The sequence below is a fragment of the Okeania hirsuta genome, assembly GCF_003838195.1.
Taxonomy (GTDB): Bacteria; Cyanobacteriota; Cyanobacteriia; order Cyanobacteriales; family Microcoleaceae; genus Okeania; species Okeania hirsuta.
The window spans coordinates 26,702-41,217 of the sequence record NZ_RCBY01000048.1 but is presented as its reverse complement, the minus strand read 5'-3'; the positions used below and the strand labels follow the sequence as shown (position 1 = coordinate 41,217).

Annotated in this window: 8 protein-coding genes and 1 pseudogene; 5 read left to right on the top strand and 4 right to left on the bottom strand. The window is 37.0% G+C overall.

Annotated features, from left to right (window positions below):
- Positions 1-313 (top strand): annotated as a pseudogene (locus D5R40_RS10800) (RNA-binding protein); the annotation flags it as partial.
- A gap of 157 nt (positions 314-470) precedes the next feature.
- On the opposite strand, the gene D5R40_RS40930 reads toward D5R40_RS10800, so the two are convergent.
- From D5R40_RS40930 to pds, 3 genes are all read right to left on the bottom strand, one after another.
- Complete coding sequence (locus D5R40_RS40930; RefSeq protein WP_275670291.1) at positions 471-593, bottom strand: hypothetical protein; 123 nt, start codon at positions 591-593, stop codon at positions 471-473.
- A 159-nt stretch (positions 594-752) separates the two neighbouring features.
- Positions 753-1,691: a 15-cis-phytoene synthase CrtB gene (crtB, locus tag D5R40_RS10795; RefSeq protein ID WP_124143572.1), complete on the bottom strand. Its 939-nt coding sequence runs from the start codon at positions 1,689-1,691 to the stop codon at positions 753-755.
- Positions 1,675-3,132, bottom strand: coding sequence for a 15-cis-phytoene desaturase (gene pds / locus D5R40_RS10790; protein ID WP_124143551.1), 1,458 nt, complete (start codon positions 3,130-3,132; stop codon positions 1,675-1,677). The genes crtB and pds overlap by 17 nt, the downstream gene beginning before the upstream one ends.
- Positions 3,133-3,780: 648 nt before the next feature.
- Here pds and dnaK point away from each other — a divergent pair.
- Entirely contained in the window at positions 3,781-5,796 is a 2,016-nt protein-coding gene (gene dnaK / locus D5R40_RS10785; RefSeq protein WP_124154633.1) for a molecular chaperone DnaK, read from the top strand.
- Positions 5,797-6,035: 239 nt separating this feature from the next.
- Positions 6,036-7,034 (top strand): DnaJ C-terminal domain-containing protein, encoded by a 999-nt coding sequence (locus D5R40_RS10780; protein ID WP_124143553.1) that lies wholly within the window; start codon positions 6,036-6,038, stop codon positions 7,032-7,034.
- A gap of 1,771 nt (positions 7,035-8,805) precedes the next feature.
- Here D5R40_RS10780 and D5R40_RS10775 read toward each other — a convergent pair.
- Positions 8,806-9,495, bottom strand: a complete 690-nt coding sequence (locus D5R40_RS10775; protein WP_124143554.1) for a glutathione S-transferase family protein — start codon at positions 9,493-9,495, stop codon at positions 8,806-8,808.
- A 196-nt stretch (positions 9,496-9,691) separates the two neighbouring features.
- Between D5R40_RS10775 and D5R40_RS35035 the strand changes: the two genes are divergently transcribed.
- Together D5R40_RS35035 and D5R40_RS10770 are read left to right on the top strand one after the other, a co-directional pair.
- A complete protein-coding gene (locus D5R40_RS35035) occupies positions 9,692-9,832 on the top strand; it encodes a hypothetical protein (RefSeq protein WP_161564356.1) in 141 nt (46 codons plus the stop codon).
- Positions 9,833-11,553: 1,721 nt separating this feature from the next.
- A complete protein-coding gene (locus D5R40_RS10770) occupies positions 11,554-14,046 on the top strand; it encodes a dynamin family protein (RefSeq protein ID WP_124154632.1) in 2,493 nt (830 codons plus the stop codon).
- Positions 14,047-14,516: the final 470 nt, after the last annotated feature.

Sequence of the window (14,516 nt, the reverse complement as noted above, 5' to 3'; positions counted from 1 at the left end):
TGATGAACAAGCTGACCAAATTATCGAAAAGTACAATGGTTATCAGTTTAAAGAAAGTCCTTTGAAAATTGAAAAGGCTTTGCCACGCTCTAAGAATAAGGGCGAGTCAGAAAAAACTGAGGATGAGTCAAAACCAGCCAGCAGAAGCACTGGTAAGGCGAAAAAGTCTCGTCGTGAAAAGGATAAAGGAGCATCTAAAACTACCAGTAGTACTCCTAATTCTAGCGGAAATGATGCAGTTCAGCCAGACCCCCGTTGGGCAGATGCGTTAACACAGTTGAAGCAGCGTTTAGCAGCTACCAGTAATTCTTAAGAAAACAAACAAGTAAAGTAAATTAGACTATCAAGTTAAAATGATTGTAGATATAGTTGTACAAGGAACTGTAGCTATATCTATAAAATCTTAATAAGTTTATAAAGTCACTTTGAAGCCTTCGATTTAATGATAAATCAAAGGCTCTTTTTATAGTTTAATTTTTGACTACAGCAATTTTCATTTCAGTAGACCACAGTAGAGGCGAATAGCCATTTCCCCTTAAACGATTTTTGTTATGATGATGTGGTTCATCAATCTGAAAAGCGCTGTAAGACAAGACAGATTTCAGTTAATTAGTTATAGGTTTCATGATTTTGATATTTAATTAAGCTTGGAACGACTATGTTTGTAGCTAAACTTAGCTCTACCTCATATTGCAATTCACTTATCTCTATGATTCAAACTAACTATATGTTATAAGAAAAAATTCAAAAACTTATAACACTTTCGATCTAAGTAATGCTATGGGTAAACATACTAACTTTCTAGGGGTAGAGACGTAAGCTCGACGGTTGAACACATCATATTGATTGTGCTCAATAGCATCTAAAATTTTACTGTAAAGCATGGAAGCTGACCAAACAGGCCAACGAATATCAGGATTCAAACGCCTAATACCTTTCTCTGCATCAACAAAAAACTTGCGTGCTCTGTTAATCTGAAATTTCATTAATTCTCGCCAGCGTCGATCAATTACACCATTCAATAAATCTTCTTCAGTATAATCAAACAAAGCTAATTCTTCTAGAGGAATGTAAATCCGACCCCGACGAGCATCTTCTCCTACATCTCGTAGAATATTGGTAAGTTGATTGGCAATTCCCAAAGCGATCGCCTCTGATGTGGGAGATTTCATCTGTTGGTTTTTATTCCAGGGAGCAGTCAAACTTGATTGAACCACTCCCATAACTGGCATAGTCATTAAACCAACTGTACCTGCTACTCGATAACAGTAAAGTTCCAGTTCCTTAAATGTTTCGTAGCGACTGCGGTACAGATCCATTTGCTGACCCGCGATCATATCTCTAAATGGTTGTATGTCTAAAGGAAACTTGGATAGTGTATCTACCAAAGCTACATCTGTATCTTCTAGTGGATAGCCAGCAAAGAGAGATTCTAGATGTTTTTCCCACTCTTGGAGAGTTTCTGTAGTTGTAGTACTTGACATGGGTCCATCGACCAGTTCATCTGTACGACGACACCAGACATATATTGCCCATATCGCCTTACGTTTAGCTTCTGGCATTAACTGAGTACCCATGTAAAAAGTTTTAGAATAGGTAGCTGTGACTTGACGACACAACTCATAAGACTCTTCTAGTGATACCAGGGATGAACGAGTCATGCGCTGAGAATATTTAGACCGTTGCAGCATTCTTTGCTGGCTTTGGAGTTGTTGGTTGCAGGTTTGCATGAGATTCAAGTTGAGTAGAAGCGTTAGCGGAGCTTGCCTTAGTAATTGCCTGCGCTGTAAGCTTTCCAGAAAGTACAGCTCCTTCCATGCTGGCTAGATAGCGCTGCATAGTATAGTCTCCTGTAAGGAAGAAATTTGCAATTGGTGTTACTTGGGAAGGGCGACAATCTTGGCGACCGGAGGTAGCTTTATATACAGAGCGGGGCGTTTTGACAACGTGAGATTTCAACAACTTAGCTGGAGAATTTCCTGTAAAGTGATGGGGAAATAATTTTTCCAACTCTGCCATTGTGGCTGCGACTATTTCTTGGTCGGATTTAGAAATCCAGTCTTTGGCGGGTGCTAATACTAATTCCAACATGGAACGATCGGGATTAGCATATTCACGACAAGTGTTACTCATGTCTGCATAGACACTTAGTAGAGGTGAGCGTGAAAACAGTAGATGGTCTATATCTGTTAGTTTGCGATCAAACCATAGATGTAGATTAATTACTGGTACACCTTCAAGACCATTGAGCTTTTGGAAGTATTCCATCTGCTGCCACGGTTTGGGTAACATTGTTTTTAGGGGATCGACTGGCATTGCTGATACATAAGCATCAGCAGTTATTACTCGGTCTTGTGCTCCATTTAATCCTCTGATTAGAAATCCACTGACTTGACCATCATCGTTCAGTAAAAATTCCTTTACGGGTACGTTCAACTGTACTTCTCCACCTCCCTTTGCAATATAATCTACCAGAGGTTGACATAATCGCTCTGTTGGCGAACCATCTAAAAAGGCCATTTTAGAGCCGTTTTTTTCTTGGAGAAAACGGTTTAGAGCTGTGAGAATTACAGTTGAGGATATTTCCTCTGGCCCAATAAAATTCAACGCTTTTGACATGGCGATGAATACTTCTTTCTCTACTCTCGGAGGAACATTCTGTTTTTTCAACCATTCTGAGAAGGTGTATCTGTCCATTTTTTCCACATATTCCTGGCCTTGAAGCATAGCTGGAATCAGACCTATACCAAATCTAATTTTTTCTGGCCAGGTTAGCATATCATTATTGCGGAGAATAGCCACTACTCCATTCAAAGGTGCTGGAATATCAGGAAAATCAAATCTAGAGTATGTTCCTGGTTTTTCTGGCTGATTAAAAATCATCGTGTGCTGTTTCCATTGCAGTCTATCCTCTATATTTAGTTCTTTGAATAGCTGCAACATATTTGGATAGGCTCCAAAAAATATATGTAGACCGGTCTCGTACCAGTCTCCTTCCTCGTCTTTCCAGGCTGCTACCTTACCTCCTAGAACGTCCCTTCTTTCTAGGACTATTGGAGTATGACCCATGTCTGTTAGATATTTGGCACAGGAAAGACCGGCTAGTCCCGCTCCCGCGATCGCAACTCGCATTTACTTGGTAAAAACCTCTTTAATTCAATTTACTTCTTTTTTATTATTATAACTTTACAAGTTGTTACAAATTTCAGCAACATCTCATTTGTTATTTTTAATTCCATTTGCCTCAATTTTTGTTATATATACTTTTGACAAAAAGTAGATAAGTGTGGTAATGTTACAGCAAAATTAGTAATATAATCTAAGTATCTTAATAAAATTTAAAAATACATACTTAAATTTGCTCTTGAATATCGATAACAGATTAAGATTAACAGACTAAGGGTAAGAGGCGAGCACAAAAAAAATTAAATCTATAAATCTAAGTTAAGTATGTAGCTATAGAAAAAAAGGCCAAATAAGGAATAAGGAGCCAGAGAGGAGAATACAAACCCCATAAATTCAATAAATTTGAGGGTGTTAGCAAGGAATTCTTGAGCATAGTTGTTTCTCTAAAAAAATTAACCTTAGTCCATAATTCATAAATAAATTTAGTTGTTTTCAACTCTATAAGCAGACAGAAGGCAAAAATATATTTGATTATTGCTGTCTATTGCTTCTGGCCTTCTGCCTTCTTTTCAGAGGGTGAGGCTATCCTCAAAGCTTGAGAAATTTGACACGATAGAATAATCAACAAAAGGACAGAATAAAGAAAACTAAGGCATGGGCAAAGTAGTCGGCATAGACCTGGGTACAACAAACTCCGTAGTCTCCGTCATGGAAGGCGGAAAACCCATAGTGATCGCTAATTCAGAAGGAATGCGGACAACTCCATCTGTAGTTGGCTTCACCAAGGAAGGAGAACGAATAGTAGGACAAATGGCCAGAAGACAAACTGTTCTGAACCCTCAGAACACTTTCTATGGGGTCAAACGATACATTGGACGTAAATACTCTGAACTATCTCCAGAGTCAAAGCGGGTTCCCTATACAATTCGCCGAGATGAATATGGCAATGTCAAAATTAAATGTCCTAGGATGAAACGAGATTTTGCTCCGGAAGAAGTCTCAGCAATGATATTGCGGAAGCTAGCAGATGAAGCAAGTCGCTATCTGGGAGAAGAAGTTACAGGGGCAGTAATTACCGTACCAGCCTATTTTAATGATTCCCAAAGACAGGCCACTCGTGATGCAGGGACAATTGCGGGTTTAGAAGTTAAAAGAATTCTGAATGAACCAACGGCTGCATCTTTGGCTTATGGATTAGAGAATACAGATAATCAGGTAATTCTGGTCTTCGACTTGGGTGGAGGTACATTTGATGTATCAATATTAGAGGTAGGAGATGGAGTATTTGAAGTTAAATCCACGAGTGGAGATACTCAACTAGGGGGTAATGATTTTGACCAACGAATAGTAAATTGGTTAGCAGAACAATTTTTAGAGACAGAAGGAATAGATTTAAGGACAAGCGATCGCCAGGCATTACAACGGCTGATGGAGGCTGCGGAAAAAGCTAAAATAGAATTATCTGGGGTCGGAGTGACTGAGATTAACCTACCCTTTATTACAGCCACAAAAGATGGCCCTAAACATTTAGAAACTAGGCTGACTAGGTCTCAATTTGAAGGACTTTGTGGGGATTTAATTCCCAGAATAGGACGCCCTGTGAAAATGGCATTAAAAGATGCGGGTATTAGTCCTTCTATGATTGATGAAGTAGTATTAGTGGGTGGTTCAACTCGGATTCCTTTTGTCCAAGATTTAGTTTACTCTCTAATAGATAGAGAACCAAATCAAGGGGTTAATCCTGATGAAGTTGTGGCTGTGGGAGCTGCTATTCAAGCGGGAATTTTAGCTGGGGATGTACGAGATGTGCTGCTGTTGGATGTCTCCCCATTATCTTTTGGATTGGAAACTATTGGTGGGGTGATGAAAAAACTTATTCCTCGAAATACTACTATCCCGGTACGACGTTCTGATATCTTTTCTACTTCAGAAAATAACCAGACTGTTGTTGAGATTCATGTTATTCAGGGAGAAAGAGAAATTGCGGCGGAGAATAAGTCTCTGGGAAAATTTAAGCTGACGGGTATTCCTCCTGCTCCACGGGGTGTGCCACAGGTACAAGTGGCTTTTGATATTGATGCTAATGGTATTTTGCAGGTGACTGCAATGGACAAAACTACTGGTAGGGCTCAAAGTATTACTATTCAAGGAGCATCGACTTTAACTCAGCAAGAAATTAGTCAGATGATTCGGGATGCTGAAAAATTTGCTGAGACAGACCGACTAAGAAGGGAGCAAGTAGAAAAGCGCAATCGTGCAGAGGCTTTGGCCTTTCAAGCTGAACGACAACTCCGGGAGGTGGCCTTGGATTATGGTATGCAATTTGCTGCTAGGAGTCGTCAACGGATGGAGATGTTGATTAGAGAACTAAGGGATAGCCTGGAGAGGGATGATGAGCGTGGTATTGATCGGGTGGGAGTTGATTTACAGGATGCTCTGTACGATCTGAATCGTGAAGTTTCAATTTATACTTCTGAATCTGAGGATGATGATTTCTTTGGGTCTGTGCGTCGCAGTATTTCTGGAGAGGAGCCCAAGCGCAAGGAACGTTATGATTATGATAGTAGGATAGATCGTAGGTCTTCGGATCGAGTCAGTTATAACAGACCGACTAGACCTAATCGTTATTATCAGAGTGATGATTGGAATGATGATGATGATTGGTTGTAACTATTTTAGATTTTACGGGAGATAGTTTCTTGCTTAGTTGCAAGATATAGTTAAAATTAAAAGTGAATTTATTGTCGTGAATGAGTTATAAATATTGGAGAATTTCCTAAGTAAATTAGTGACTTTCTATTATTTTTCTCGAAAAGTGAGAAGGTAAGAAGTCTTAAGTATTCTACCGTTTTTCCTCAAAAAGTTATAGAAAATATTTATAGTTAAAACTTATAAGTTTAAGTTAGCAGATGCAAAATTTTCGGAATTATTATCAGATTTTAGATGTTTCTAAAGATGCTTCGGTGGATGAAATTAAGAAAGCATATAGGAGACTGGCACGACAGTTTCATCCAGATGTAAATCCTGGTGATAAAGAGTCAGAAGAAAAATTTAAAGATATTAATGAAGCTTATGATATTTTATCAGATATAGAAAAACGAACAGAATACGATCAGTTTATTCGATATTGGAAACCTAAAGGAATTGGGGGTAGGGTGGGGATACGAGTTCCTGATTTTAGGAATTGGGATAATCGTGATGAAAATGGGCGAAAAAATGAAAAAAATTCAGATGTTAGTGACTTTTCAGATTTTAATACTTTTGTAGACCAACTATTAGGTCGTCGCCGTGAAGTTAGAACTCCAGTTGAATCGACAATTCCAAAAACTCAGACTTCTAATGTTTATCGTTCTGGTCAGAAAAAGAATACTTATAAGGCAACAGAGCGGGAAGTAAAAAAGGATATTGAGGCTAGATTAACTTTACCTTTGGAAAAGGCTTATGTGGGAGGGGTTGAAAAAATACGTTTGGAGGATGGGCGTTCGATAGAGGTGAATATGCCGATGGCTATGGTTAGTGGTCAAAGAATTCGTCTGAAAAATCAGGGTATTGGTGGGGGAGATTTGTATTTGAAGATTACGATCGCTCCTCATGATTTTTATCAGTTGGATGGACCGGATATTTTTTGTGAGTTGCCTATTACTCCTGTGGAGGCCGTTTTGGGTGGGGATATTGAGGTGCCTACTTTGGATGGTTGGGTGAAGATGAAGTTGCCGGCGGGGGTTTTTTCTGGTCAACGTTTACGGCTTGCGAGTAAGGGGTATCCTGATGGGAGGGGTGAGCGTGGAGACCAGTTGGTGGAGATTAAGATTGTGACTCCGAAGGAGCCTAGTCAGGAGGAGTTGGAGATTTATCAGAAGTTACGGGAGGTTGAGAGGTTTAAGCCGAGGAAGGATTTGCCTGTTTGATTTGAGCTTAAGGTGTGCGAAGGAATAAGCTTGCTTTGTCTGAGTTTTGAGCTTTTGATATGTTCTAACCTTACATATATAATTTATATTTCCTGGGTTGTGGTTGAATAAAAAGTCATGCGAAGGGACGAGTGACTAAAACTTTATATACCTTATCACGATTTTTGAGAAGATGCAACCTCATTATTCTCTAATTTTTTGAGCTTCAGAAAATGAAAAAGTGCAACTTAAACTCAAGAAGGAGTCCTGCGCTTTATCTGCTGATTCAGGGTCATTTCAGTTATCAGTTATCAGTACCTCTGCCTGTTTGCGGAGCATTCCACAGGAAAGCATCGGAATTGAAATATTGAACTTGATTTTTTTTCATCCCATTGAAAGGGGAGGCTTGAGACCTTATTTTTTGGTCAGGAGGCATTTTTGAGAGCAAATAAAAATCTGTTTCACTTTTTTTTGTTGAATAAAAAGTCATGCGTAGGGGCGAACAACCAGGGCAAACGCATCTCGTCAATAAACTAGGGGTAATTATCAATAAACCGGGTTTTATTGCGCTTGTTGACAATAGACTTTCAACATATAGTGTCTATAAAATCAAATAAACACTACATATAGGGAACGGCAAAATAAGATGCGTTTGCCCTGGGCGAACAACTGCCAATATGTATATCCTATCGCGGTTTTTGAGGGGATGCAACCTCATTATCCTCTAATTTTTTTGAGCTTCAGAAAATGACAAGGTTCAATATTTTGATTACCTATACTCATAGGGAACGATCGGGCAATATTTCTATTATTGAGGATGATTTTTTTTTGCAGCGGAGGGAAGTTTTGGAAAAGAATTCAGACAACCTTTGAGAAAACGCATCTATGTTGATGGAGGTCTGGATTTTTCGGCTTATTTGTTTTGGCGTTGGTGAATCAGCATCAGAATTAAGATATTTGGACTAACCGTAATCAACATCAGAATTATGAATACCCCTTTCATTACTTGCTCCCGAACAAACCGTAAACGAAATAATCTGTAGGGACTTTAAATAGGGTTTCCATACGCAAACTCTAATTATTAATTATTAGGTAAGTTTTAGTTATCAATTTCAGTCTTTTAGTTTGAAATTTTTTAATTTTGTCATCAACCTCTGACAAAATCGGAGAAAAGTTTTCCCAATCAGCTAACGAAGTTTCAATATTTTTAGCGCTTTTACTCGGTTGTGTGATACTCTAAATGGTATAAAAATCCAAGGGTTAGTATTGCTTAAAAGAATTTTGAGGCTGCAAATACCTATCGTGTCGTTGTTTTTAGAGGCGATCGTCTGAATTTATGTGACGATGAATGACTAATTTTTCTCTCCTCATTTTTCAGTAGATTGATAGATTGACTGTTTTGTGGTAAGTGGCTGGAAATCTGTATTAGAAACTTGCTTATGGTCTTTTTTGCCTGGCACTGGTAGAGGTGCGGTAGATTATTTTGCCAGAGTTGTTGATAGTAACTACCTCAAAAATAAATACTTCTCCTTTTAAGCTAGCCATAGAATTGAACTGGTGAAAATATTACATAATACCGTGCCAAATTCTACTATCAAAACTAGGTTAGGTAGGGTAAGTAAATTTTTACCTACCCTACCAAAACTAAGTAGAGCAGACTAAAAAAAAGACACTGTATATTTAATCAAAAAACTCCTAAAGCCATTTAATATAAACTTTTGAGCTAATTTACAATTTGATAAATAGCGCCCAAAATTTACCATTTTCTACTTAATAGTTAAATAGCTATTAATTACTGCTGAAACTGACGAGTACCGAAAAGATTTTCCCTGGCTTTTTCATCAAACTTCTTTGTCCGACTCTCACTTAAAACTGCTAAACCACGACTTACTGTAGGTCGCTGACTAATAGTTTCAAACCATCGCTTTAAATGAGGAAAGTCTGATAAATTTTGCCCTTGCTTTTCGTGGGGTACTATCCAAGGATATATTGCCATATCAGCAATAGAATAATCTCCCGCCACATATTCTACTTGAGATAATTGTTGATTTAATACCCCATATAAACGTGATGCTTCATTGGTGTATCTTTCAATTGCATAGGGAATTTTTTCGGGTGCATATTGACGAAAATGATCAGCTTGCCCTAACATTGGGCCAAGACCTCCCATTTGAAACATTAGCCACTGAATTACTGTGTAGCGATCGCTTGGGTTATCGGGAATAAAGCGACTTGTTTTTTCAGCTAAATAGAGCAAAATAGCTCCTGACTCGAAGATAGAAATAGGGTTGCCATTGGGTCCATTAGGGTCAACAATGGCTGGCATTTTATTGTTAGGGCTAATTTTCAAATATTCTGGCTGAAATTGGTCTCCGGCGGTAATATTAACTGGAATTAAGTTATAAGGGGTTTCTGTTTCTTCTAACATAATAGAAATTTTCCAGCCATTAGGAGTAGGCCAATAATATAAGTCGATAGTCATAATTTAAAAAGCTCTAATTTTTATTGAGTTTGCTATTAAAAAGCCTTTAGCAATTAAGTACTTCAGCAATCAGCAGTCAGCTTTTGATAAGGGGATTTAAATTCTTCTTAAAATTAAGCGACTTAATAGAAGTCGGAGATTTAAACCCAAGCTTTTCTGTTCCGGAATGCTCCACAAACAGATACCTAATTAGGGTTTGCTGAAAAAAGTATTTTTGCTCTTTGTAGGAGACAGGAGACAGGAGACAGGAGGAACGGGGAATTTAGAGGAGATAGGAGTAAGAATTGTTCCAATTTCGTACTCTGAAGCTTTGATAAAATTACTTTTTTCTCCTTGAAAGGTAATAAAACTGATAGCTGACTCCTGTTTGCGCAGCATTCCGCAGGAAATGCTTATCTTTTAGAAGGTAAATCTTTCTTATTCTTGAAAAAAGAGAGATGGAGATAATTTTAGAGATGCGAGTATGGTGTTTGGCAAAATTTTTCCAACAATCATTTTTATCAGTTAAGAAATTGTTAGTGATTTAAGTAGATTTCACAATCATAATCAGTTAGGTATAAATGACTTTATTAGTAAGCATTTAGCCGTCAGCTATCAGATATTCCCTGTAGGATGCTACGCAAACAGCTATTGCTTTTAGTTTTAGATCAAAGCTTTACTAATTGAGGTAGATTTCATTAATTGATAATGGATAATTGATAATTACCTCTGGTTAAAACCGAGAGGATTGAATATCAGGAGATATTATTTCTTCTCTTGGTCGATTGGATATTGTTAGGAAACCCATCCATCCCACCCTTCGGGAAGCTGCGAATATCGACCACTTTTTTCCCCTTAAAAGGGGAGGCTTTAAACCAGAATTATTTAATTATTAATTATTAATTATTCGGTAAATCTTACTACCAAAGTTGGCTTTAAAGTCTATATTAATTTTGGGGTGCTGTTCTTTTTTGCCAAGAAATAATTAGGGCTTGCTGATTAATTCTAAAAGTATTGACAGATAAATATTTTAGCGTTTTTTTTTGAAAAAAGTATCAGCTTTTCGGTGGAAAAAGCTCAAAAAGCTAGTATATTGGGATGATTATGGCATAAAAATTGAGAGAAAATTCTTACTCCTACCTCCTCACTCATTTCCATTTCTCCTGTCTCCTACCCCAGCAAAAAGACTTTCGATACGCAAACCCTAATTAAGCAAAATTAATTGTTTATTTGATGGTCTGGTTAAATAGATAGGAAAAAAGTAAGCATTCAGCAATCAGCTATTAATTCACTGCCTTTATAACAGGAATTAGTATTGAACGGTTTAAGGATAATTCAAAGTATTGAAAAAACAACTTATCTTGACCTTAGCAGTGTATATTCATTATTTATGAAACAGCTAAAAGCTGAATGCAAGCTAGCTGAATATTTAACGAAAAAGTATTTTTAGATTAACTGCTGAAGTAGACAAGTATATTTTTTGTTCCCTACTACCTACTATCTACTTACAAATTTTGAATTAATTTTGCACAAGTACTTATATTTTCTACAAAACTGCGTCGAGAATGTCAGCATTCAGGTATTAGTAGTCAGCTCTTCCTAGGTCATACTGCGCAAACAGCTTTTTAATGAATGAAGCCAGCTTTATTTTAACTTATACTACATTTTTAACCAGAGTATTATAAACATTTAGCTATGAGTAATCAGCTCTTCCTCCGGAATGCTACACAAACATTTTTTTAATGAATGAAGCCAACTTTATTTTAACTTATACTACATTTTTAACCAGAGTATTGAAGTACAAGAAAGACTCGCTTGAGTTGTAAACCCATGCAATTATGTGGTAAGAAATGAGTTAATAATTCATAGCTGATAGCTGATGGCTGAATGCTTACCCGATAATTACTATATACATTTCCTTGTTTAAAAATTACCAATGAATATTTTTTTGATTTATCCCTCAAATTACGGTCTTATGCTGATTCAAGTGAAATATTAATCAGTGAAAATACTATTGTTGTGCATCAACAAATAATTAATAATAAAATAACAGACATTTACTCACACCATAAAATAGAAATGAATATAATTCCTACTCAATGTCAATACTTACAAAATCAGGTAGAAAATTTACTTCAATTATTGCATCAAGAATCTACTCTAAGACAACAAGATACAACAGCGGTTCGTGCTTCTTTAAATAAAGTAATTTCTCCCAAATTTGAAATAGTATTTGCGGGAGCTTTTAGTGCGGGTAAGTCAATGTTAATTAATGCTTTATTAGGAAGAGAATTACTTTATAGTGCCGAGGGACACGCTACAGGAACAGAATGTTATATTGAATATGCCGAACCTGAAAAAGAACGAGTAGTTTTAACATTTTTAAGCGGGGCAGAAATTCAAGAACAAGTAGCAATTTTACGAAAGGAATTAGGCTTAGACTCCAATGCTAATATTCAACAACCAGAGGTAATCCAAATTATTAGGGAACAATGCGACGCAATTATTAAAAATGAAGGTGGCGAAAATAAATCGGAGCGGGCTAAACAAGCAAAAGCATTGAAATTATTAGTAGATGGTTTTGAGGCGAATAAGGAATGTATTCATTCTGCCGAAAATGCTATTTATTCTATGGAGCAGTTTAACTTTTCTAACCTGAAAGAAGCGGCAAGTTATGCACGACGGGGGATGAATAGTGCTGTGTTGAAGAGAGTAGAATATTATTGTCATCATCCTCTTTTAGAAGATGGAAATGTAATTATTGATACTCCAGGAATTGATGCGCCAGTAGAAAAAGATGCTCAAATTACTTATGACAAAATAGAGCATCCAGAAACTTCTGCGGTTGTTTGTGTTTTAAAAGCTGCTGCTGCGGGAGATATGACAACTGAAGAAACAGAATTACTGGAAAAAATGCGAGAAAATCCTGGAATTAGAGACCGGGTTTTTTATGTGTTTAATCGTATTGATGAAACTTGGTACAATTCTCAACTCAGACAACGATTAGAAAGTTTGATTATTTCTGATTTTCGGGATACAGAAAGGATTTATAAGACCAGTGGGTTGTTAGGTTTTTATGGCAGTTTAATTAAAGAAGCAAGTGCAGGCGATCGCTTTGGTTTAGATACTATATTTGCTAATAGTGTTAAAGGTTTAGATGAGGAGGAGGAAACGCCACAATTTGTCTATGCTTTTAACAATTATTGTGGTACTTCTCGCAAACTTCCTAGTAACTTTCCGGTGAGTATTCATGGTTTTGAGTCACCTAATGAAAATTATGTCCGGATTTTAGGTGAGTGGGGAAAACCGTTAATCGAACAATTAATAAAAGATAGTGGAATAGAAGAATTTAGGGATGGAATTACTCGGTATCTGAAGGAGGAGAAACGTCCACAATTATTTGCAAATTTGGCAGATGATTTGCAAAATATCTGTATTCAATTACAGAAAAATTATTTAGCTACTCAACAAAACTTGGCGAGTCAACCTCAGGAAATAGAGGCAATGAAAATCCAGGAATTATCATTGTTGAATTCTCAACTTCAGGAAGTGGGCGAAGGATTTAATCAACATATTTCTGAGGAAGTAAATTTGCTAGTCACAAATAAATGTGATGCTTTTGAAGCAGATTTTAATCAACTCCAATCTCGAATGATTCGTCGTTTAGATGAACTGTTAGATACTTTTTCTGTAGAAGCTGCTTATAGTAGGGCAACTATTAATCATCCACGGAATGCAACGGCACCTTTATTAGCAGTTTTGGTCGAAGCACTTTATTATTTAGCCAATCAATTGGAGGATATTTTAGTTGATTCTACCGAGTCAGTGGTAAGTGGATTTTTCCAACGTTTAATTGACCGAGTTCGTAAGTCAGAATATTATCGACAACTTTATCGTTTGTTGGGGAATGATGGAGGTATTGAACAACATTTAAAGGAAGTAAAAAAAGTAGTTACTACGGCATTAATAAGTGCGGCGCGGATAGAATGTGACAGGTTTGTGCGAGAAAGTCCCCGTTTTTATGATGAAGGAACTTTTTCTATCTATCAGTTTCGGCAGACTTTGTTGCAGACTTCTCAAAGTTTTGATTGTAGCAGTATGGTAGAAGCTGAACCGTCAATTAGGCAATTGTTGAAGTTGGATTTTGAGCCGAAAGTTTCTAGGACTATTCGACAGACTTTTCGTCAGACTTTGAATCAAACTTTGAAGACTCATTTATTACCTATGGCGGAAAAACAAGGGGAAGATATTATGCAGCAATATAATCAAGCGCGGGAATATTTAGAGAAAAGTTTGGAGACTGAAGCTGCGGAAAAAATTCAACGAAATTTACGTTTACAAAGTGAGGTTGAGGAGAAAATAGGGGTTTATAATCAGTTGGTTTCTAGTATTAATAGTTGTTTACGGACGATGTTATTGAATGAGCGACAATTGCCAATTATTTATGGGTTTAATTTTGGGAAAAATGGGGATGATTTGGATGTAGTAAGTGATGAAAATGAGAAATTATTGGAGAGTGAAGAAGTATCTCCACTTGATGATTTAAGACAGCAGATGAATTTGAATAGTTAGGGGTAGTTTTATTTCAGAAAAATGTAGGGTGTGTTGTTGAAGCATCCTACAGTTATAGTGCTTTGCGCAAGGCAAAAGTCAAAAGTCAAAAGTTAAAAGTAATACCAGTTTGATAAATATTTACTACAAATCAATAGGTTATTTCTTAGGAGTCAACCCACCCCTAACCCCTCCCAGGAGGGGAAGTTAGGAGGACCGAGTCAGAATGAATGGCTTCGATTCCATTTTTTAGGTTGTAAATTATCTTTTTCGTCAAAGAGATATCTCCTGTCAAGTCTTTTAATCGCACTTATTATTCGTAACATTCTTTTTGCAAATTGATGTAATACCAAAAATCAATATATTTTGATAAACCCGATCATTTTGAAGATATAGCGCTACGCAAATACGCTCTTGACATTCTTCTGTTCCCTGTTCCCTACTCCGGTGTTCCCTTACAACCAAAATTTATTGTCAAACGCCAAAAGACG

Coding starts and splice junctions, on each gene's coding strand:
- crtB (WP_124143572.1), bottom strand. CDS start 1,691: ATGCTGCAACGGTCTAAATATTCTCAGCGCATGACTCGTTCATCCCTG.
- pds (WP_124143551.1), bottom strand. CDS start 3,132: ATGCGAGTTGCGATCGCGGGAGCGGGACTAGCCGGTCTTTCCTGTGCC.
- dnaK (WP_124154633.1), top strand. CDS start 3,781: ATGGGCAAAGTAGTCGGCATAGACCTGGGTACAACAAACTCCGTAGTC.
- D5R40_RS10780 (WP_124143553.1), top strand. CDS start 6,036: ATGCAAAATTTTCGGAATTATTATCAGATTTTAGATGTTTCTAAAGAT.
- D5R40_RS10775 (WP_124143554.1), bottom strand. CDS start 9,495: ATGACTATCGACTTATATTATTGGCCTACTCCTAATGGCTGGAAAATT.
- D5R40_RS10770 (WP_124154632.1), top strand. CDS start 11,554: ATGAATATAATTCCTACTCAATGTCAATACTTACAAAATCAGGTAGAA.